19 protein-coding genes are annotated in these 22,834 nt (G+C 36.1%); 10 read left to right on the forward strand and 9 right to left on the reverse strand.

The features are described from left to right. Nucleotides 1–91: 91 nt before the first annotated feature. The 3 genes from IV494_RS09890 to topA form a co-directional block, all read right to left on the reverse strand. Entirely contained in the window at nt 92–1,168 is a 1,077-nt protein-coding gene (locus IV494_RS09890) for an arginase family protein (protein WP_196079977.1), read from the reverse strand. A gap of 99 nt (nt 1,169–1,267) precedes the next feature. Further along, complete coding sequence (locus IV494_RS09895) at nt 1,268–4,381, reverse strand: T9SS type A sorting domain-containing protein (RefSeq protein WP_196079978.1); 3,114 nt, start codon at nt 4,379–4,381, stop codon at nt 1,268–1,270. A gap of 450 nt (nt 4,382–4,831) precedes the next feature. Next, entirely contained in the window at nt 4,832–7,405 is a 2,574-nt protein-coding gene (gene topA / locus IV494_RS09900) for a type I DNA topoisomerase (protein ID WP_196079979.1), read from the reverse strand. A 125-nt stretch (nt 7,406–7,530) separates the two neighbouring features. Between topA and IV494_RS09905 the strand changes: the two genes are divergently transcribed. From IV494_RS09905 to trpS, 10 genes are all read left to right on the forward strand, one after another. After that, a complete protein-coding gene (locus IV494_RS09905; RefSeq protein ID WP_196079980.1) occupies nt 7,531–8,016 on the forward strand; it encodes a DUF2062 domain-containing protein in 486 nt (161 codons plus the stop codon). 89 nt (nt 8,017–8,105) lie between these two features. After that, on the forward strand, nt 8,106–11,621 hold the full coding sequence (ileS, locus tag IV494_RS09910; RefSeq protein WP_196079981.1) for an isoleucine--tRNA ligase: 3,516 nt from the start codon (nt 8,106–8,108) through the stop codon (nt 11,619–11,621). A 58-nt stretch (nt 11,622–11,679) separates the two neighbouring features. Continuing rightward, nucleotides 11,680–12,060 (forward strand): TraR/DksA family transcriptional regulator, encoded by a 381-nt coding sequence (locus IV494_RS09915; protein WP_039351112.1) that lies wholly within the window; start codon nt 11,680–11,682, stop codon nt 12,058–12,060. Between the two features lie 83 nt (nt 12,061–12,143). Continuing rightward, nucleotides 12,144–12,386 (forward strand): DUF6576 domain-containing protein, encoded by a 243-nt coding sequence (locus tag IV494_RS09920; protein ID WP_196079982.1) that lies wholly within the window; start codon nt 12,144–12,146, stop codon nt 12,384–12,386. A gap of 5 nt (nt 12,387–12,391) precedes the next feature. Next, complete coding sequence (locus IV494_RS09925; RefSeq protein WP_039351108.1) at nt 12,392–12,586, forward strand: DUF2683 family protein; 195 nt, start codon at nt 12,392–12,394, stop codon at nt 12,584–12,586. After that, nucleotides 12,586–13,224, forward strand: a complete 639-nt coding sequence (locus tag IV494_RS09930; protein ID WP_196079983.1) for a lipoprotein signal peptidase — start codon at nt 12,586–12,588, stop codon at nt 13,222–13,224. Before IV494_RS09925 ends, IV494_RS09930 begins: the two co-directional genes overlap by 1 nt. A gap of 157 nt (nt 13,225–13,381) precedes the next feature. Then, nucleotides 13,382–14,023, forward strand: coding sequence for a SanA/YdcF family protein (locus IV494_RS09935; protein WP_196079984.1), 642 nt, complete (start codon nt 13,382–13,384; stop codon nt 14,021–14,023). Nucleotides 14,024–14,125: 102 nt separating this feature from the next. Further along, complete coding sequence (locus IV494_RS09940) at nt 14,126–15,652, forward strand: helix-turn-helix domain-containing protein (protein ID WP_196079985.1); 1,527 nt, start codon at nt 14,126–14,128, stop codon at nt 15,650–15,652. Further along, nucleotides 15,649–16,818, forward strand: coding sequence for a tetratricopeptide repeat protein (locus IV494_RS09945; protein WP_196079986.1), 1,170 nt, complete (start codon nt 15,649–15,651; stop codon nt 16,816–16,818). Before IV494_RS09940 ends, IV494_RS09945 begins: the two co-directional genes overlap by 4 nt. A gap of 32 nt (nt 16,819–16,850) precedes the next feature. Continuing rightward, the gene (trpS, locus tag IV494_RS09950) at nt 16,851–17,819 is read left to right on the forward strand and encodes a tryptophan--tRNA ligase (protein ID WP_196079987.1); all 969 of its coding nucleotides are present in this window, start codon (nt 16,851–16,853) and stop codon (nt 17,817–17,819) included. Between the two features lie 37 nt (nt 17,820–17,856). Here the strand turns inward: trpS and IV494_RS09955 are convergent, their stop codons facing one another. From IV494_RS09955 to IV494_RS09975, 6 genes are all read right to left on the reverse strand, one after another. Then, entirely contained in the window at nt 17,857–18,552 is a 696-nt protein-coding gene (locus IV494_RS09955) for an HAD family hydrolase (RefSeq protein WP_196079988.1), read from the reverse strand. A 26-nt stretch (nt 18,553–18,578) separates the two neighbouring features. Further along, nucleotides 18,579–18,713 (reverse strand): hypothetical protein, encoded by a 135-nt coding sequence (locus IV494_RS14870; RefSeq protein WP_262894670.1) that lies wholly within the window; start codon nt 18,711–18,713, stop codon nt 18,579–18,581. A 45-nt stretch (nt 18,714–18,758) separates the two neighbouring features. Then, nucleotides 18,759–19,352, reverse strand: a complete 594-nt coding sequence (locus IV494_RS09960) for an RNA polymerase sigma factor (RefSeq protein WP_196079989.1) — start codon at nt 19,350–19,352, stop codon at nt 18,759–18,761. Between the two features lie 177 nt (nt 19,353–19,529). Continuing rightward, the gene (locus IV494_RS09965) at nt 19,530–20,018 is read right to left on the reverse strand and encodes a hypothetical protein (RefSeq protein ID WP_196079990.1); all 489 of its coding nucleotides are present in this window, start codon (nt 20,016–20,018) and stop codon (nt 19,530–19,532) included. A gap of 82 nt (nt 20,019–20,100) precedes the next feature. Next, the gene (gene metK, locus IV494_RS09970) at nt 20,101–21,381 is read right to left on the reverse strand and encodes a methionine adenosyltransferase (RefSeq protein ID WP_196079991.1); all 1,281 of its coding nucleotides are present in this window, start codon (nt 21,379–21,381) and stop codon (nt 20,101–20,103) included. A gap of 243 nt (nt 21,382–21,624) precedes the next feature. Continuing rightward, on the reverse strand, nt 21,625–22,779 hold the full coding sequence (locus tag IV494_RS09975) for a T9SS type A sorting domain-containing protein (RefSeq protein ID WP_196079992.1): 1,155 nt from the start codon (nt 22,777–22,779) through the stop codon (nt 21,625–21,627). Between the last annotated feature and the right edge of the window lie 55 nt (nt 22,780–22,834).

Genomic DNA, 22,834 nt, shown 5'->3' on the forward strand with positions numbered 1-22,834 from the left:
TATTGAAAATTTTAAGTAAAGTTCTTTTCATTCAGGGGTTTATGGCGTAAAAATAAGTATTTTAATTCAGAGACCGAGTTTGAAGAAAAATTTAGTTTTTTAGCAAACGGGGATTTAGAAAACCACGTTTCGCCTCTTCATATTCAAATCTCGAACACGGGATCAGATCTGCTGCTTTATCATCCTCCCCAAAATACCATAAATTAGTAAAAGTGTCTCTTTTAAAAGCAAACTGACCGTCATCGATCAGGACCCAGAAAGTTTCATACGACCTTTCCACAGGATGCGATTTTTGAATATTGATCCCTTCGATCAAATGAAAAATGATCTGAGCCAAAAGTTGATGGTTCAAAAACTCTTCTGAACTTGCATTAAAGTTGAAGATCCCAACAGATTTCAGGTTTTCGCTCAAGCCGATCTCTTTCATGTATGCGCAAATTTCCCGATTGTTCAGTCCATTAACCTGCGGATTTACCGAGAATCCATCGCCCCGACTTTCAACCGCATCACAATTTAAAGTAACAAGATCAGCTCGTCGAAAAAAAGGTTCGGTGCGTTCCGTAGAATTCATCATTTCAGCTAATCGAATGACGTCGAACTCTACTTCCTTCATCAATTTTACAGAATCAACTTCATTCAGATGTTTTTGATAACCTAAATGATGATAATTCTTGAGGCTGAATTCTTTAGAACTAAAAATTTTGGAAAGAAAATTCTTTTCATTAATATCCTCGCTATCGTTTGACAGAGAAATAATATTTGAAATTTGAGTGTAGTTGATGTTTTTCTGATGAAAATTTAAAGCAGAAAACAGGGAGAATGCCAGATCATTACTTCCGCCAACAATCACAGGAATGGAGTTTTTGTAATGACACATCGATAAGACTTCCTGCAAAATATAATGCGTATCCTGATGAGATTTTCCTGAAATTAAATCTCCCAGATCGCAGATTGGCAAATCAAAATCGAGCTTTGAAAGTTGATATAATTCTTTTCGAACTTTTTTATGATCAAGAATTTCGGCATTGCCATTTTTCAAACCGCGATAATCTGAACAAAAAACCAGCACGATTCCATTTTCCGGGATTTCATTGGAAATGATATTTCCAAGTTGCCATTTTTCGGTTTTAATTGCTCTGGGCGGAAGGAGAATGTCTTCGATATTCATTGATAATTATTGATCTGTTAAAGGGAAATGATATTTAACAAAAGTAACAAAAAAAGCACAACCAAAACGATTGTGCTTTCTCTTCACTGAAAAATTTAGTTATTGTTTGATCAATTTTTTGGTCACTGATGAACCGTCTTTCATTTTAATTTTTAACAGGTAAATTCCGTTTAGAATCTGAGTAGCATTTACTCTCGAATTCTGTACATTTCCTTTCAGAACCAGTTTTCCACTGAAATCATATATTTCATAATTGATCGCATTAGGATTACTGATCGAAAATTCATCTCTAAAAGGATTTGGATAAATTTTTAACTCATTATTTTCGGGTTGAGCAACCAGCTTTTCTGTATTCGGCTGAACTAAAACGGGTGGCTTATTTTTAGAAACCGGGGTTCCTAAAAGTCGATTTTCGTCTTTCGCGCAACGTACACTCATTCCCGCTTGTGGATAAACTCCGGTACCGGTTTGCATTTTATCACCCTGGAATTGTAGAGCCAACGCAAAACCTGTGTGAAAATCTGCTAAAGCGGCAGTCCAAACTCCAGATCGCACAACATCAACATTATTTCCGCCAAGTTCTCCACGAATTCCTGCCCTAGGAAAATTTCCTATATTGAAGGTGGAATTCTCAAATTTCCAGCCGTTCGTTCCTGCCAAAGTTCCTCCGTAGAAAGTGGAAATATTATGCCACTGATCCTGAATGACTCCAGATTTACCATACGCGTCATTTTGGTATCCGTTGTACCACGGCGAACTACCTTTGGATCCTGTGTAAAGATTGGTGAAAGAAACATCGGGCACTCTCCAACCTTCCGGGCAAGGATCAAATGGTGATTTTTTATCAGCATGTCCCCATCGATCATCAGCTTCACCTCTTTTTTCCGAAACCCAATCCTTCACTTTAGTCAAATCATTTGCATAATGATTTCCCCCATCATATAATTCTCCTATTTCCGAATGATATAAAAATCGAAGTGGATTTTGTACGGAATATAGAATATTCTGGCTCACCTTCTTATGATTTATAGTATTAGTAGAGTGATAAGTCTCGTAAGAATCCGTATAGTTGTTTCTATAGTCATTACCATCAACACCAAAAGAACTACTTTTCGCACTTTTGGAACGATTAGGCAGAGATAATATCTCAATCACATCATCGGACACGAAAATATTTTCTGAAACATTATTCTGAAATACTGGAATAGGATCTTTTCTACCCCATTGATAATGAAGCCCATTAGCTTTTTTCGATTCTAATGAACTGCTTTCTGCTCCAAGATTCCTGTCCATAAAAACAGTTTTTATCGCCGGCATTTTACTTACGGTAGGATTTACAAAATTGTATGTTACGGGAATTGGATTTTCGGTAGTATAAGTAACTCCGTTTTGGGTGGGGTCTTCATCTGTAACCCAAACATGCCAACTCCAAAGAACCGGACTATCTGTAATTTCATTATGAAGAGAAATTACTGCATTACCTTTTTGAGAAGGGTTTATTATTACAGCAATTACTGATAATTTGCCGTCTACGGGATCATTTCTAACCTCAACTGAAGAAATTAATTTAGGATTCGTTGCCCATAAAACTTTTGCCACCAAATCATTTGATGAAAGCATTTCATGATCCGAAAGCAATTGATTATAAACGGAAAATGCTTTACTAACTGGGATTCTAAGCTGGGTTTTATTAATAACTATATAAGAGTTCGGATTATCGAGTCCATCTGTATAATCTTCTTTTTCACTGGCGAAATACTGGGTTGCAAAATCTCCTATTTTTAAAAGATTCGGGTCTCTCATACATTTTACTGCATTACCAGATCTTGTCGGATTTGTTTGATTGTTATAAATCGCATGAAGACCAACCGTTGTATTCGTTCGAAAAGGATCAGAGATCATAGAGAAAAGTCGTGCACCATCATACGCGAAAGTTGCGCTCCAAAGACCGCCATTTGCGGCATTATCTTGAAATGTCACCCCAACAGGAGCAGTAGGTGCAGCAGAATTGGGATAATAAACATAGCCCCCGGAAATTGCCATCTTACCCAGATTTCTCCCGCCACCTTGAGCATTGGTAAAGTCCATTCCTAAACCTGGATAAACTTTAATACCATCTAAACTCGGATTCACAGAATTTGGGAAAAGTTGTCTGTTCGCCACTACGTTATCATCATTATTCCAGTCATTCTTCCCAAAAAAAGCTAAGTTATTATTTAGGGTCTCTCTACCTTTGTAAGAAGGAACTCGCCACCCGTTCGGGCAGGGATCCAGTTCTGATTTTAATTCATAAGACCGGCTTTCGTTTTTCAAAGTGGCATTGGAACTGTTTGCATTGCTATTCCCACCTTTTGCATTATCTGACCATAAATCCCAGGCAATATAATTCGGACTTGCTCCTGCAACTTTATATCTGTTGTTAGAAAACCAGTTACCAGTTGCATCGGTGTTAATAATATAAGTAATAGGATTTTTAACTGAATACTGAATATTTTTTTCAATTTCATTAAAAGGTCTTATCTGAACAGGAATTGTGTTCACAGGATCGATCTGTTTATGTTTTAGCACACCTACTTCCCCGGAAATTTCATAAAAGTTTGAATCTTTATAAACAAGCGGTGGAAAAGGATCTTTCCGTCCCCATTCGTACATCAAACCACCCGATTTCTGCCATTGATCATCCAGAAAACTATTGGTTGTCGCACCCAGATTTCGATCCATGTATTGAATATTGATAAGATTCAGGTCGATATCTGATTCCATCCCATAATTGTAGAAAACTCCATTTGCAGGATTATCGGTCACCCAAATATGCCAGCTCCAGTAAATTGTTCCATCAACTTTGAAAGCAACCACCGCATTTCCCTTTCCTCTTCCTTTATTTATTTCTACTAAAATTTTCGAATTGGAAGGATCTGATCCGTTTTCAATACTTACATTCTCAACGAGTCCCGGAACATCTTCCCAGTAAATTGACGCAGACTGAACTCCAGCCGGAATCGGATTTGAAACACCATTCGATTTCAAATATTCATATTTTGACCACATTTCGTAGGCCTTTTTTACGGGGATTTTAATCCCGCCATAATTGTTGGAATTTGCAAGCCCGATGTCATAGATGTAACTATTGGGCGCTTTGGCTTCAATTGGAGCCTGAGAATAATAAAAATTAGCAAAAAAACATAAAACTAACAGTTGATACTTAATCATCATTAAAAAAATTATAAATTATTATTATATTTTTTTTAACATCTTTTGTGTGTGTGTGCTTTTCTTAAATCAAGTGTGTTTGTGTGTTTTTTTTTCTTTTGTGTGAGGTCAAATGTAAAAATATATTTTACATAATAAACCTATTTTTAAAAAAAATTTACTGTTTAAATTAAATTATCTCTTATAATATACGCCATTTGTATCGTAAAGTTTAGTAAAACAGTCTTATGCGTTCGAATTACATTTTTAAAAACGATATAAAAAATAAGTATAAAATTTTTCTGTTTAATTAATGACGTTCAAAAACCTACTTTTTAGGTCTAAACTGATCACAAAAAACACCGTTTTAGATGGTTGGAAACCTGAAAAAATTCTTCAAATCAATTTTAAAAAAAAATCTTCAAATGACAAAGCATTTGAAGATTGAAAATTTTACTGGTAATTATTACTTTCTTATTTCTTTTTAGCAACCGCTTTTTTTACCGGTGCTTTCTTTATCGGTGCTTTTTTAGCAGCAGGTTTCTTAGCCGCGGCTTTTTTAGGTTTCTCTTTGAAGGCATTTTTATCCTGTGCGGTGATCCATTTTTTTACCTCATCCAGAGAAACATCAGCCAATTCTTCAGGCGTATATTTTTCCTCTTTCGGATTTTTTGGTATTTTAAAAATATTTTTACCATGTTTTACGATCGGGCCCCATCTTGCGTTTTCAATAGAAATTTTTTCACTTTCCCAATGTTGGATATAGCGATTGGCTTCTTTTTCTAGCTTAGCTTCGATCAATTCATTAATGTCGTTTTGAGAAAGATTTTCAAAATCATATCTTTTTGGAACGTTGATAAAGATCGACTGATATTTGATAAAAGGACCAAATCTTCCCGTGCCTTTAGTTACCGGTTCGCCTTTATAACTGGCAATGGGCGCATCAGCAACTTTCTTTTCCTGAATGATTTCCTCAGCTCTCTCCTGAGTAATAGAAAGCGGATCTTCACCTCTCGGAATACTGATGAAAGTTTCTCCCCATTTTACATAAGGCCCAAATCGACCAACTCCGATCGTCACCGTCTGATCTTCAAAATTCTTCAGGTCAAAAGGAATTTTAAACAATTCCAGAGCTTCTTCTAAAGTGATCGTTGCAATATTTTGGGAAGCCATTAAACTGGCGAAGATTGGTTTTTCTTCATCATCCTGTTCTCCGATCTGAACCATTGGTCCAAATCTTCCGATTCTTACCAATATATTTTTGCCACTTTTCGGATCAACTCCTAAAATTCTTTCTCCATTTGCACGGTCCGCATTCTCTTCTACATCAGCAATCCTTGGGTGGAAATCTTTATAAAAGCCTTGCAAAACTTCTTTCCATTTTTCTTCCCCGTTTGCGATGTGGTCAAAATCCTGCTCTACTTTTGCTGTAAATCCGTAATCCAGGATTTCGGCGAAATTTTGCGTTAAGAAATCATTCACAACTTCACCAATATCGGTCGGAACAAATTTATTTTTATCGCCACCGAATTTATCAATGAGAATTTCTTTCTTGATTTCACTTTTCCCAAGCGTCATCTTCATGATCTCTCTTTCCTGCGGAATAATTTCTTTCTTATCAACATACTCGCGATTCTGAATCGTCTGAATTGTTGGCGCATAAGTCGAAGGCCTTCCAATACCAAGTTCTTCCAGTTTTTTCACCAAACCAGCTTCGGTATATCTCGCAGATGGCCGCGTAAATTTCTGGGTCGCTTCTATTTTTTTGTAGTCTAAATTCTCTCCAACAGAAACTTTCGGCAATAATTTTTCGTCGTTTTCTTCATCATCATCTTCTGCTTTTACGATTCCGTAAACTTTTAAGAAACCATCAAAAACGATCACTTCACCCTGCGCTTCAAAATGCTGCGGAAGTTTCGCATTACCGATCTCTATAACTGTTTTCTCAATTTTAGCATTCGTCATTTGAGAAGCTAAAGTTCTTTTATAAATTAACTGATATAATTTGTTCAATTGCGCATCACCAATACTTTTCACAGAAAAATCTGTGGGTCTGATCGCTTCGTGAGCTTCCTGTGCAGATGCAGATTTCGTCGTATAATTCCTAGGGTTTGAATAGTTTTCTCCAAATTCAGAAATGATCTGCGCTTTTGCACCATTAATGGCATCTTGCGAAAGATTCACGGAATCGGTTCTCATGTAAGTGATAAAACCTTCTTCGTACAAACGTTGCGCAACTCTCATCGTTCCGGTCACGCCGTAACCTAATCTGTTACTCGCTTCCTGCTGTAAAGTGGAAGTTGTAAAAGGTGCAGAAGCAGTTCGCGTTCCAGGTTTTGTTTCTACGTTCAAAACTTTGAAGTCGGTATTTTTAGAAAGTTTCAAAAATTCCTCAGCTTCGGCTTCTTTTACAAAATCTTTTTTAAGTTTTGCTGCAATTTCCTGATTAGCATTGTTTAAGAAAATACCTTCCACTTTATAAGAAGATTTCGGTTGAAAACCACGGATTTCCAATTCTCTTTCAACGACCAACCGAACTGCAACAGATTGAACTCTCCCTGCAGAAAGACCGGTTTTTACTTTTTTCCACAGAACGGGCGACATTTCAAAACCTACAATTCTATCCAGAATTCTTCTCGCCTGCTGCGCGTTTACTAGATTTTGATCAATTTTTCTCGGGTTGTCAATTGCTTTTAAAATGGCAGTTTTGGTGATCTCGTGAAAAACAATCCGTTTGGTATTCTCATCGGTCAATTTTAATTCCTGGGATAAATGCCAGGCGATTGCTTCACCTTCGCGATCCTCATCCGAAGCCAGCCAGATCATATCTGCTTTTTTTACGGCAGCTTTCAGATCGGCTACCAATTTCTTTTTATCGGCAGAAACTTCATAATCGGGAGTGAACGTTTCCAAATCGATTCCCATTCCTTTTTTGGGCAAATCACGGATATGTCCGAAACTAGATTTCACTTCAAAATCCTTTCCCAAATACTTCTGAATAGTTTTTGCTTTTGCAGGCGATTCTACGATCACTAAATTTTTTGACATCCTCGAAATTTTTGCAAAAGTAGAAGTTTTTTTTTAATAGTAGCTTTTTTCTGAATTTTACACCTTAATATGTTACTGCTTTTAAAATCTGAAAACTCTTATCTTTGACAAAAAGAAGCATCTTCTTGAAAAATTTTATCAAAAATACCATCCAAAGCCAGAAAGTATTCTACCGCTATTTTCGCAAAAAGGGTTTCAAAAGATTCCTGAAGGAAAATATTTTGGAAAGTGACGGAAGCAATGAGGTAAAAGCAAAATCTGTCGCACTTGGAGTATTTATTGGATTAACACCACTTTGGGGATTTCATATGGTTATTGTGCTGTTTTTAGCCTCCTTTTTTAAACTCAACAAAGTTTTGTCTTATATGAGTACTCATGTGAGTTTCCCACTTTTTATTCCGTTCATTATTTTTCTTTCAATGATCGTTGGAGCACCATTTGTAGGGGAAACCAACAGTTTTGAATATAAAAATATAGATTTTGAATTTGCAAAATCTCATCTTTTACAATACGTGGTCGGAAGTTTTATTCTGGCAATTGTTTCCAGTTTGATCCTGGGGTTTTCTACCTATTTTATTCTGCAAACATTTAAACGGAATCGCGAAGAATAACCTTCATTTCAATTCAAAAAATTTCCCGAAAATTCCTTATATTCGCAAACTTAAATTAATCAGGATAAAACCTGTTAAACTGATTGAAAATGAAGAAGTTTACCGAATATAAAAATCTAGACTTAGCGGCGGTTGCCGAAAATATCACGCAGTTTTGGAATCAAAACGAAACTTTTAAAAAATCTGTAGAAATTCGCGACGGACAACCGGAATATGTATTCTATGAAGGGCCACCTTCTGCGAACGGAATGCCCGGAATTCACCACGTTATGGCGAGAGCTCTGAAAGATATTTTTTGCCGCTACCAAACGCAGCAAGGAAAACAAGTTTTCAGAAAAGCCGGTTGGGACACACACGGTTTACCAATAGAATTGGGTGTTGAGAAAGAATTAGGAATTACAAAAGAAGATATCGGTAAGAAAATTTCTGTTGAAGAATATAACCAAGCTTGTCGAAATGCAGTGATGCGTTACACTGATGTCTGGAATGACCTGACCGAAAAAATTGGTTATTGGGTTGATCTGGAAGATCCTTATATCACCTACGAACCGAAATATATGGAAACGGTTTGGTGGCTTTTGAAGCAATTATACACCAAAGATCTGTTATATAAAGGGTATACAATCCAACCATATTCACCTGCAGCGGGAACTGGTTTGTCTTCTCACGAACTCAATCAGCCGGGAACTTATCGCGATGTTTCTGATACAACCGTTGTTGCACAGTTTAAATTGAAAAAAGCTCCTGAAAATGTGAGCGAAACCTGGAAAAAACTATCAGCAATTGCTTACGGTGATTCGAAGATCGATACTTCTGAAATCGCAGGTGCAACTTGCGGCGGCGCATTGCATTGGGAAGAATTTGACACCAAGCAATCTCAAGCTGATATTTATTTTCTTGCCTGGACAACAACTCCGTGGACATTACCCTCAAATACAGCTTTAGCAGTTGGACGCGATATCGAATATGTTTTGGTGAAAACTTTTAACCAATATACGTTCGAACCGATCAATGTTATTTTGGCTAAAGTTCTTTTAGAGAAAAATTTTGGTAAAAAATATTTTGCTGGAACTGAAGAAGATTTTGGAAATTATAAAGCCGACGAAAAAAATATTCCATATCAAATTTTACATGAATTTACAGGATTTGATTTAGCAGGCACTGAATACGAACAATTAATTCCTTGGTTTTTGCCCGCTGAAAATGCAGACAAAGCTTTGCGTGTGATTATCGGAGATTTCGTTACTACAGAAGACGGAACAGGAATCGTACACATCGCGCCGACTTTTGGTGCAGACGATGCGCGTGTCGGAAAAGAAAACGGGATTCCGCCCATGTTGATCAAAGATGAGAACGACAATCTCGTTCCGTTGGTTGATCTGCAGGGAAAATTCTTAAAAGGAGAAAATGTACCGGAACTTTTTGCCGGAAAATATATCAAAAACGAATATTACGAAACCGGAACTGCACCCGAAAAATCCTGGGATGTCGATTTGGCGATTCTATTAAAAACAGAAAACAAAGCCTTTAAAGTAGAAAAATACGTCCACAGTTATCCGCATTGCTGGAGAACCGATAAACCGGTTTTGTATTATCCTTTAGATTCCTGGTTTGTAAAAATGACGGCGGTAAAAGACCGTTTGGTCGAACTTAATGAAACAATCAACTGGAAACCCAAATCTACGGGTGAAGGACGATTTGCAAACTGGCTCGTAAATGTAAATGACTGGAATCTTTCCCGCTCCAGATATTGGGGAATTCCTTTGCCAATTTGGCGTACGGAAGATTTAAAAGAGGAAATCATCATTGGTTCAGTAGAAGAATTGATGAACGAAATTCAGAAATCGATGGAGGCAGGTTTTATGACCGAAAATCCGTTTGCTGATTTTGAATCCGGAAATATGTCGAAAGAAAATTATGCGAAGATCGATCTGCATAAAAATATTGTGGATGAAATTATATTAGTTTCACCTTCCGGAAAACCGATGAACAGAGAATCAGATTTGATCGATGTTTGGTTTGATTCAGGTTCGATGCCTTATGCACAACTCCATTATCCTTTTGAAAACAAGGAAATGATCGACGAAAGAAAAGCGTTCCCGGCAGATTTTATTGCGGAAGGTGTTGATCAAACTCGTGGTTGGTTTTATACGCTTCATGCGATCGGAACAGCAGTTTTCGATTCTGTAGCTTATAAAAATGTAATGTCGAACGGTTTAGTTCTGGATAAAAACGGCCAAAAAATGTCGAAACGTTTAGGAAACGCGGTTGATCCTTTCACGACTTTAGATAAATATGGTCCCGATGCGACGCGTTGGTACATGATCTCTAATGCGAATCCGTGGGAAAATCTGAAATTTGATTTAGAAGGAATTGATGAAGTTCGTCGAAAATTCTTCGGAACTTTATACAATACGTATTCGTTTTTTGTTTTGTACGCAAATGTTGACGGCTTTACTTATTCAGAAAAAGATATCGAAAACCGTCCGGAAATTGACCGTTGGGTTTTATCTGAACTGAATTTATTGGTTAAAGAAGTTACCGAATTTTATAATGATTACGAACCAACGAAAGTTGCAAGAGCCATTAATAATTTCGTCAATGACAACTTAAGCAACTGGTATGTAAGACTTTGCAGAAGAAGATTCTGGAAAGGCGATTATTCAGATGATAAAATCTCTGCTTATCAAACTTTATACACTTGTCTTGAAACCATTGCAAAAATTGCCGCACCGATTGCGCCATTCTTTATGGATCAATTGTATCAGGATCTGAATAAAAGCACAGGAAAGAACACCGCAGAATCTATTCACTTAACCGATTTCCCGAAAGCAGACGAAAGTTTGATCGATCAGGATCTGGTAGAAAAAACCCATTTGGCACAACAGATTACGTCGATGGTATTTTCATTAAGAAAAAAAGAAAACATCCGTGTTCGTCAACCTTTGCAAAAAGTGATGATTCCGGTTATGGATTCAAAAACTCAAAATCAAATATTAGCAGTTTCTGACTTGATCAAGCAGGAAGTTAATGTGAAAGAACTTCAGTTGATCAATGCTGACGAAGCTTCTCACCTTATCGTAAAACAGATCAAACCGAATTTCAAAACTTTGGGAGCTCGACTTGGAAAAGACATGAAACTGGTTGCAGGAGAAATCACGAATTTTACAGCGGAACAAATCTCCACTTTGGAAAAAGAAGGAAAAATGCAACTTCAGGGTCATGAAATATCTTTAGAAGATGTAGAGATTTTCACAAAAGATATTCCAGGCTGGACAGTGGCGAACGAAGGAAAAATGACGGTGGCACTCGATTTGACATTGACCGACGAATTAAAAGCAGAAGGAATTGCGAGAGAATTTATCAATAGAATTCAGAATTTAAGAAAGGAGAAAGATTTTGAGCTAACTGACAGAATTTCAATTCAATTGGAAGAAAATTCAGCCTTCGAAAAAGAAATTCTGAACAACAGTACATATATTTCAGAAGAAGTATTGTCGAATCAAATAGAAATTGTAATTTCACTTTCGAATTTTGAGGAAATCGAAATCGAAGAGAAAAAATTTAAAGTATACATTAATAAATTAGCAACATCTGGAAATTAGACCTATTCATAATTTCTTTTTAACAGATTATAACTAATTACTAAAAAAATAAAAAACTATGTCAGAAGAAAGACAACGATACAGCGACGCCGATCTGGTTGAATTTAAAGAACTTATACAGGCGAAAATAGTAAAAGCAGAAAGAGATCTGTTTTTGGTTAGAGAGAGTTTTATCAACGATCAAAATAACGGTACTGATGATACTTCACCTACTTTCAAAGCTTTTGAAGAAGGTGCAGAAACGTTGAGCAAGGAACAAAATGCAATTTTGGCCGGAAGACAGGAGAAATTCTTGCGCGAGTTGAAAAATGCGTTGATCCGCATCGAAAATAAAACGTACGGCATTTGCAGATCAACAGGAAAACTCATTGGTAAAGACCGATTGAGAGCTGTTCCTCACGCAACATTAAGCATCGAAGCGAAGAATATGCAACGATAATCTACCTTCTTAAAATGAAATAATGTGCAAAGTATAAAGTATATTTCTATACCCTATATTTTGTGCATTTATATTTTAAATTCATGAATACAGTCCTTATTTTACTCGCAGTCGCAGTCGTTTTCGCCTATTTTTTTCGAAAGGATATCAAAGAGAAGATCATTCCGAATAGAGAAAAAAATTACACGATGGACGATCAGTATAATTCTGACAAGAAAGACCGCGAAAATGAAATCGACAAAATCCTCAGCAAAATGGGGAAAAACGGAGTGAACGATCTTTCCAGAGAAGATCAAAAACGACTCGACGAACTCTCAAAAAAATAATTTAAATGGAAGCATTAATTGTACATCCCAAAAATCAAATGGAACTTAACGCATTAAAAGATGTGATGAAAGACATGGGAATCAGATATGAAAAATTTCACACCAGAAATACGAAAACGCAACCTTTTTTAACAAAAACTGCGGTAAAAAAAGATAAACCGGTAAGAAATTTCAAAGACAAACCAAAGAGCGGCGAATAATGAAGAAAATAGCATTAATTACTTTTATCATTCTATTTATCGATCAAGCTTCGAAATTTTATATCAAAACCCATTTCAATCTTGGCCAAAGCACGCCGGTTTTTCCGGGATTTAAATTGACTTTTGTAGAAAATCCGGGAATGGCTTATGGATTTCATTTCGGCGGTCTGCTCGGAAAATATTTTCTGGTGATCGTACGAATTGCGCTCATCGGCTTTATGATCTATCTTTTTAGAAAATGGCTCAAAGAAGGGCAATCGAATTATCTCATGATTCCAATGGCGATTATTTTCGCCGGCGCAATCGGTAATCTGATCGATGGAATGTTCTACGGAATGATCTTCGACAGTGGAACGGTGTATGAAGAAAGTATCGAAAGATGGATCGACTACGGCGGTATCTCTAAAGTGGTTGCATTCGGAAGCGGTTATTCTACTTTTATGAAAGGCTGCGTTGTCGATATGCTGCATTTCCCTTTGGTAGACTGGAATGTTCCTGAAAGCTGGCCGATAATTGGCGGAAAACATATCGAATTCTTTAAATATATTTTTAATGTTGCCGATTCTGCAATTACCGTTGGAGCGGCTTTATTGATCATCTTTAGAAAGAAAGCATTTCCGAACGGATTTGATTTTTAAGATTTATTTAGGCAGCTTTTTCCACCCTCTCTCGTCACGAATGACGAGACTTTTTTTAATGGTTCCGTCGCTCAGTTACCAATAATAAAGAGCTCCACTCAGGTTGGGCTGCAGTTTATCGCTTCGAAATCAAATTTTTGTTTACGATTTACCATTCATGAAAAAAATAAAAATCCTTATATTAGTCGCCTTTTTTGTGTTCCTGATTACAGGGATTTTTACTTACTGGTGCAATTTCACCATCGAGAGTGAAACCGAAGATCAGGTAACTTCCAATCTCGGAAACTTACCACAAGAAAAAACCGGACTTTTATTAGGAACAAGCAAAACTCTAGCAAGTGGAAAGCCAAATGCCTACTTTTTCAATAGAATTACTGCCGCAGTTGAACTTTATAAAGCAGGGAAAATTAAAAATATCATTGTGAGCGGAGACAATTCCCAAAAAAATTACAATGAGCCGGAAGACATGAAGATAGAACTGATCAAACAAGGAATTCCAGCCGAGAAAATTTTCGAAGATTTTGCCGGATTTAGAACTTTGGATTCTATCGTTCGGGCAAAAGAGATTTTCGGACAACAATCATTTATTATTATTTCTCAGCGTTTCCATAACGAACGAGCCGTCTATCTGGCTCAAAAAAACGGTATTGAAGCTTTCGGTTACAACGCAGAAGACGTGAATCAATATGCTGGTTTAAAAACCAATCTTCGCGAATATCTGGCGCGCGTAAAAGTTTTCTGGGATTTTTTGTTTGGCGTAGAACCTAAATTTGGCGGCAAAAAAATTAGTATTCCGTAGTCGAAAATGACCATCTTCAAAATTAGTTAAGTTAAAATAATTTCGTTCAAAAAATTAACTGGAAGAAGGAGATTTATTTTTAAAAAGAATTAATTTTGTTTCATGCCGCAGTTCTGGAAAATATTTCTCTTTTTACTTTTTGGTGGGAGTCTTCTCACCGCACAAAAGAGAACCGATTTTGAGTTGCGAATGCAAAATAGTTTTCTAAAACTATACGAAAATCCAGATGTAGCGATTCATTCTGCACAGGAAATCCGCACCGATAAAACTGAAACTCCCGTAATTAACATTCTCACGAAAGCAAATTTGCTAAAAGGCGATTATGTAGAATCAGTAAAAATCGCCTTCGAAAAATCCCATTCAGAAATTGGGAACGAAGATCTTCGCAAGATTTTGATTTTATCCCGGGAATTTTATGAATTGAACTTCTACGAACAAGCTGATAAAATTATTTCTCAATACCTTGAAAAAAAGGGAAAATCAAGAAATTCCGACAAAGATCAATTCTTATATGCACAACTTTTTCAAATTCAGGCGCAGAATTTTCTGGCTTTAAAAAAGTATGAAAATGCGCGGAAAAGTTTAACTCAAAGTTCAAATTCCCTAAAAAACAAAAGCGCTGCTCCGGATTTAATTTTAAAGGAAAACCAATTAATTTCTGCCACAATACTTTTCGAAAAAGGACAAAAAGAGGAAGCTCGAAAAATTGCTGATTCATTATTAAAAGACCTGCAAAAGAATCCCCGAAATATTTATTTATATTCTTTAACCCAACAATTACGGGGAAATTTATTTTTCGAGGAACAAAATTACGAGGAAGCTATTAATTGTCTGAAAAACGCTTTGTTGCCTCTGGAAAATATTAATTACAATCCTCTGAAAGAAAAAGTTTATAAAGATCTGAGCATAAATTATTTGGTACTAAAAAATAATGCAGAATACGAACTTTACAGGAAAAAAAGCGAGGAAGTTTCAAAATTATTGGGCGAACAAAAAAAAGAAGCACGCCGAGAAATACTCCAGTTAAATACAGAATCCATTGCAGAAAAAAGCGAGTCGCTTCGAAATAAGAAGAGAATGCAATTCTTTTTTCTTCTGGGAATTTCATTTCTACTACTTCTTATTGCAGGATATTTCTACTATAGAGAAATTCAAAAAGCGAAAAATTTAGCGAAACAAATTAAGTTTTTCCGCTCCATAAATATTCCTGTCAAAACTTCGAAAGAAACGATAACAGAGAAAATTTCCTCAAAAAAACCACTTTTAATTCCGAAAGAAACGGAAGAAGAAATTTTAGCACAACTGGAGATATTTGAGAATTCCAAAAATTATTTGGATAACAAAATGTCCTTGGCAACTTTATCTGCGCAACTCGGTACGAACACGAAATACCTTTCGGAAATCATCAATAAATATAAAGACAAAAACTTCAATACGTATATTAATGAACTCAGAATTAAGCACGTTATTCAGTTACTGTCCACGGATCGAACTTATCTGCAATACAAAATAAGTTACATCGCAGAAATCGGCGGATTCACTTCGCATAGTGCTTTTACGAATGTTTTTAAATCCGTTACGGGATTTTCTCCGAACGAATATTTACAGAATTTAAGAAACTCCGAATGATGAAAAAAATTCCACTTTTATTCTTATTTCTGTTTTTTGGAACTGTGAATTTTACAGCTCAAAAAGTTGGTGATTCGCTTAAAAAAAGAGCAACTTCTCTGATCTATGAACAACCGGATGAAGCGATTTCTATAGGCTTAAAACTTTTAAAAAGCGAAAAAAATGTGGATGAATTAGCAGATTTGTACCTGGTAATTTCTAATGCTTATCTCGCGAAAAAAAATAATGACAGTTCTCTTTTCTATAATTTGAAAGCAGAAAATCTGATTCCCAAAACAACTTTACCTACGACGAAAATAAAAATTCTAAAATCCGTCGCAGTTCAGTATCAGCAAATGGAACTCTACGAAAAAGCGCTGCAAAGCCTGGATGAGGCGCAAAAAATGATCGAGAAATCTCCTAAGAAAGATAAAGAATATCTCTTTAATAGCGGTTTTATCAATAATATTAAAGGAATTATTTACCTTAATCAATCGAATCCCGATTTGGCTTTAGAAAAATTCAAATCAACTGCAGAAAGTTTTCAAAAACTGGAATTGGACAAAGAAACCGCGGCCAAAATAAGCATCAATTATTACAATATGGCAAGTTGTTACCTGGATTTAAAGCAGTTGCAGCAAGCTTTTAATTATTTTAAAGAGGGAGAAAAATATGCGAAAATATTTGATGATCATATTATGACCGCCTATAATTTGAAAGGTCAAGGTGTAATTTATTTTCAAAAACATCAAAATGAAGAATCATTAAAAGTTTTATATGAAGCAGAAAAACTGGCGGAACCTTTTGGAGATCTGGTTTTAAATGAGGCGATTTTTAATCTCTTGGCGAATAATAATTTAGCCATTAATAATATTGAGAAATTTCAAATTTATAATAAGAAATCTCTGGAAATTCAGAAAACTTTGGAGCAAGATGACTTACAATCCTACAATCGATATCTCAATGCTCAAAATGTGGAACAAGAGGAAATTAATTCCAAAGTAGAGAAGAAATTTCAAATTTACAATTGGTTTTCGATCATCATCACTTTAGGATTGCTCACTTTCTTTCTCAAAAAAATTCTTGACATGAAGAAGAAAAACCTTCGTCAAAAAAAATTGATTGAGACGCTTACGAAATCAAAACAAACCCTTCAAGAAAAATTAGGTTTGCCAAAAGTGGTTTAGTTTTGTATTTTTGCACTTGTTAAATTAAAAATATGTCCAGAATACTTACGGGAATCCAGGCAACAGGAACTCCACATTTAGGAAATTTGCTTGGTGCGATCATTCCTGCCATCGAACTTTCGAAAAAAGCTGAAAACGAATCGTTTTTGTTTATCGCAAATCTGCACTCTCTAACTCAAATTAAAGATGCTTCAGAATTAAAACAAAACACGTACGAAATCGCTGCAGCCTGGCTTGCTTGTGGATTAGACACGGACAAAACGTTTTTTTACAGACAAAGTGATATTGCAGAAGTTTGCGAACTGTCCTGGTATTTGTCGTGCTTCTTCCCTTACCAAAGATTGACCTTAGCACATTCATTTAAAGATAAAGCAGATCGTTTAGACGATGTAAACGCAGGATTATTTACGTATCCGGTTTTGATGGCTGCTGATATTTTACTTTATAATGCAGAAGTGGTTCCTGTGGGAAAAGACCAGTTGCAGCATTTGGAAATGGCGCGAGATATGGGCGCGAGATTTAATCATCAAATGGGTGAAGTTTTCGTGCTACCAAAAGCAGAGTTGCAGGAAGACACGAAATATGTTCCCGGAACTGATGGACAGAAGATGTCGAAATCAAGAGGAAATATCATAAATATTTTCTTACCGGAAAAAGAACTGAAAAAACAGGTTATGGGAATAGAAACAGATTCTAAATCTTTGGAAGAAGCGAAAGATCCGGCAACTGATAAAGTTTTCGCCTTATATGAATTGATCGCAACTCCGGATCAAACGGCAGTTTTGAGAGAAAAATATTTAGCTGGAAATTTTGGATACGGTCACGCAAAAACGGAATTGTTGAATTTAATTCTGACCCGATTTGCGAAAGAAAGAGAACTCTTCTCCTATTATATGAACAACTTACCAGAACTGGAGGAAAAACTTCAGGAAGGCGCAGTGAAGACCCGAAAAATAGCCTCTGAAACTTTACATAAAGTTCGTACTACTTTAGGCGTTTAAGATAGAATCAAAACCTTTTCACTTCGAGAAGGTTTTTTTATAAAAAGTCTTTAAGCTCTACTAATTTTTTAATGACCTTCACTCCTTCTGCTTCGTAGTTATCATTAAAAACATCGAGGAAAACGACCTCTAATCCGAACGATTTCCCGCCTTCTACATCGGCGATCCAGTCGTCACCGATCATCATTGATTCTTCAATTTTTGCTCCGGCTTTTTTTAAAGAGTAATCGTAAACTTCGGGTTGCGGTTTGCGGATGTTGATCTCATCGGCACTTGTAATGGTTTGGAAATAATTTTTGATACCGGAAAGTTCACATTTTCGAAACGTAACTTCCTTAAAACCATTGGAAAGAATGTGGAGCTTATATTTTTTCTCGGAAAGATATTCCAAGATCTCAAAAGCGCCTTCTACCAGATCATTATAATTCAGGATCTCATCCAGAAATTGAGTTTCGAAAGTCTCAGAAAGATCGAAATCATCAATTCCGAAAAAGAGGAAAGTATCGTAAAACCGATGTTCACGGAGATATTCTTTGTCGATCTCTCCATCGCGGATCTGTTCCCAAAGTCTTTCGTTAATTGTAAAATATTCGGTGTGGAATTCTTCGAAATCAAGATTGAATCTATCGCTGATCTGTTCTTTCTTAAAGATTTCTTTTAAAGTGAGATAAGCATTTCTGCGGTGATCCCATAAAGTATTGTCGAGGTCAAAAAAAATGTGCTGAATTTTCATACAGCACAAATTTAAATAAATTAAGATTAGTTTTGGGAAACAATCTGATTTTTAGTTCTGATTTTCAAAACAGCGATACTTTTGGAATAGCTCAAGAGAAAATCGATTGTTTGTCTTTTTGGTTTCAAAAGGTTTTCGTTTAAAGTGTCATTTTTTTTCATAGGCGAAACTTTTATTTCCCTAAAAACGAAACTTTAATTTAATTATTATGAACGAGTCAAAATAATCTTATGTTCTTCCATAATTTTTCGCAAATTGATCAAAGCATAACGCACTCTTCCCAATGTTGTATTGATACTTGTATCTGTTTGATCTGCAATTTCTTTGAAACTTAAACCATCAAAAAACCGAAGTTTGATCACTTCCTGCTGATTTTCTGGCAGATAGACCAACATTTTCATGAGGTCATGCTGAATTTGCTGGCTGATCAAACGTTCCTCAATATTCTCTTCCTTTTCTGAAATTAGATCGAAGATTGAAAACTCATCATTTTCATACGTCGTTTCAGAAACTTTCACATGCTTAGATTTCAACCGGAAATGGTCGATGATCAGATTATATGCAATTCTTTTTGCCCAAAGGATAAATTTGCCTTCTTCATTGTATCGCCCCTCTTTCAAAGTGACAATAATTTTCATAAAAGTATCCTGGAAAATATCGTTGGCCAAGTCTTCATCCATTAATTTATAAAATATAAAGGAAAAAAGATCTTTCTGGTGTCTCTTGATCAAAACAGGAAGCGTTCGTTCGTTTCCGTTCCTATATTCAGAGATCAGCCAGCTATCGGTTTGTGTTGTCATAACTCACTTCTGTTTATTACCCGAATAGTACACCAAATATTTTATTCGGGCTTTTAGTTTCGGTTTCTTATAAAGAAGTATAGTTTTTACTCGATAGAAATGTTTTTGTTGGAGTGGTAAAAATAGTAAAAAAGTTAATACTCTGTTAAAATATTTCAAATATTTACAAAAACTTTACTATTTCGTTAAATCATGCAACAAAACGAGCGGTATGTTGAGAGTAAAATTAATGTTCAAACCTTTCAATTCCTTACCATTGATCCCCTTTTTATCTATTGGGAAAGCATAACCGGCAGTCAGGTCAATCAAACCAAGTAAGTTTACGCCAATTTTTGGGGCCGCGTATTTGGTAGTAACTTCTGCTCCTGCTAAGAAATAATAGGAGTGGTATAAATCGACATTCCTTTCAAAATTAATTAAAACATCGCCCTGAACTTTCGGCATGATGGCAAATTCACTGTTCGCAACTCCCATCAAAGCGGAAGCACCGATCCTGTAGATAACATCATCGGTTTTCAGGAAAAGCAAGCGACCTCCAACTTCACCGAAACTCTGATTTTGATAAACATAACCAACATGAATCATTTTATGCATGGTGAATTGCGCCTTGACAAGACTCGTGGAAAACATCATTATAAAAAGGTTGAAAAGAAGGATTTTCTTCATAGGGGAAATTTATTCTGTGCGTAAAGTTAAAAAAAAACTGCTTTATCGTTTTGGATAAAGCAGTTTAATATTTTAAGAAAAATTAAAGTCCAAATTCTTTTTTAATTTCATCGACTTTATCTAGTTTTTCCCAGGTGAAAAATTCCAGATCTTTAATAACCAGGTCTTCACCATTTGCTTTTCTGAAAGTCTTATCAGCCATGTAAGGTTCTCTTCCCATGTGTCCGTAAGAAGCCGTTTCCTGATAAATAGGATTCCTCAACTTCAAATTTTGCTCAATTGCGTAAGGTCTCAAATCGAAAATCTTTGTAATTCTTTCAGAAAGTTCGCCGTCATTGATATCCAGTTTTGAAGTTCCGTACGTATTGATATATAAACCACAAGGTTCTGCAACACCGATGGCGTAAGAGACCTGTACCAAAATCTCATCTGCAACTCCGGCAGCAACTAAGTTTTTGGCGATATGACGAACTGCATAAGCTGCACTTCTGTCAACTTTCGAAGGATCTTTACCGGAAAAAGCTCCACCACCGTGCGCTCCTTTTCCACCATAAGTATCTACGATAATTTTACGACCTGTTAAACCTGTATCACCGTGTGGACCACCGATCACAAATTTTCCGGTTGGATTAATATGATATTTGATCTTATCGTTGAAAAGATCTTGAATATCTTTCTTCTGATTCGCTTTCACTTTCGGAATCAAAATCTCGATCATATCTTTTTCGATTTTCGCCGACATTGCTTCATCGCTTCCAAACTCATCATGTTGCGTAGAAACTACGATAGAATCAATTCTTACTGGTTTATGATCATCAGAATATTCAATCGTAACCTGAGATTTTGCATCAGGACGAAGATATTTGATCGCATCATTCTCTCTTCTTAGAATCGCTAATTCTTTAAGAATAGTATGAGCAAGATCAAGTGCTAATGGCATGTAATTATCAGTTTCGTTGGTTGCATAACCAAACATCATTCCCTGATCTCCTGCGCCCTGACTGTTTGCTTTTGTTTCAAAATCATCGGTTGCTGAATTGCGGTCAACCCCTTGATTAATATCGGCAGACTGCTCGTGAATGCACGAAATTACACCACAAGAATCACCATTGAACATGTATTCTCCTTTGGTATAACCAATTTTATTAATTACTTTTCTTGCAATATCCTGTACATCAAGGTAAGCGCTGGATTTTACTTCTCCCGCCAAAACTACTTGTCCGGTTGTAACCAAAGTCTCACACGCAACTTTTGAATTGGGATCATTTGCAAGAAAATTATCGATAAGTGCATCAGAAATTTGATCCGCGATTTTATCCGGATGTCCTTCTGATACAGATTCAGACGTAAATAAATATGACATATTTCTTTTGTTTTTTAAAAAATTAATTTTTAAAGAAAACGGAAGTGATTACAAAAGAAACTAAAATAGAAATTCTGTTTTAGCATTTTTTTGGGAGGTTGCAATCAGTTCAAAATTTTCCTCGTGAAGTATTCGAGTGCAAAACTATAAAAAGGAAATGGAATCTAAAAACATTTTGAAGTATATTTAAATTCCATTTCCTTAATTGTAAAAAGCTAAGTGCTTGTGTAAGTTTCAGTAAAACTAATTTTTCATGAACCGAACTGTTTTGGTCTGACCTTCTATATTAAGGATCAAAATATAAATTCCGTTCGAAAGATTTCTAACATCGACCTGATTTCCATTAGTAATAGATTTTACAATCATTCGTCCTGAAGCATCAACAATCGAATATTCAATATTTTTCCCGGAACCTCCTTTAAAATTAAGGAAATCTGAACTTGGATTCGGATAAAAAATAAATTCTGAGGCCAAAACATCTGGAATACTCAGATTACTGGATGAAGCCAGCCAAATTACAGCATTAAGCAGTAAAGGTTTGTGATTTCCATTTGCGTCTCCTGTGTAACCGTTGTAAAGTGTATTTCCCGAATTGCCTGTTCCATCATCTGGAATCGAACTGTCACCAAGAGCCACCACTTTTCCTGCTCCGTAAGTAGCCATTGAAACAAGGGTATTCGTGTTGCCAGAAGTGCCTGTCGTGAACATTAAACCTTGTACCGAAGAATTTTTCGCAGGATCCAGCGTCATCGTAGTTCCATTGGAAAGTTGAATTTGCGAAGGATTTCCAGCAGTCCCATGCAGAACAGGATTGGCTGGTTGGTTTGCAAGATTTGTATAAGTTCCTGAAATATTTTTAAGGTCAAAAGTAATTCCGAAGGGATTTGAAAGCACGGTATTGTTTGCCATTAAATCATTCCAGATCGCAGGAGAATCCCATCCATCACCATTTCTATCACTCATTGTGTGATCGCTGATCATGAAAAGTCCACCGCCATTTCTTACAAAATTTACAATGGCATTACTTTCCGCAACTGTAAATTTAGTATTGGGTTCATCAACGATATAAACTTTATAATTCGATAAATCCTGAGCGTTGGTGCTATCACCGTAAGTGATTTTCCCGGTTGCAGGAAGCGTTTCTAAAATATAATTTGCGTTGGTCTTAACAAGATCAATTCCCCATGCACTCAAAGCGCCCTTCCAATAAGTTTCCAACGTTGTAGAATTGACAGTGCTTTGTGCCGGAGTAGGAAATCGCTGCGCAGTTCCACCATCGGAATCAATGATCCAGTCTGCATTCCCGGCCATCTCTGCCTTGGCGTTATCAAATAAGATCTTTTGGGAACTGAATAAATTTAAACAGAAAAATAAAACTAGTAAATAGTATTTTCTCATGATTTTTTAAAAATTAAGAATGCAAATGTAAATTAATTCTTTACGCACATTCTGA

The organism is Kaistella gelatinilytica, assembly GCF_015679325.1.
Classification (GTDB): Bacteria; Bacteroidota; Bacteroidia; order Flavobacteriales; family Weeksellaceae; genus Kaistella; species Kaistella gelatinilytica.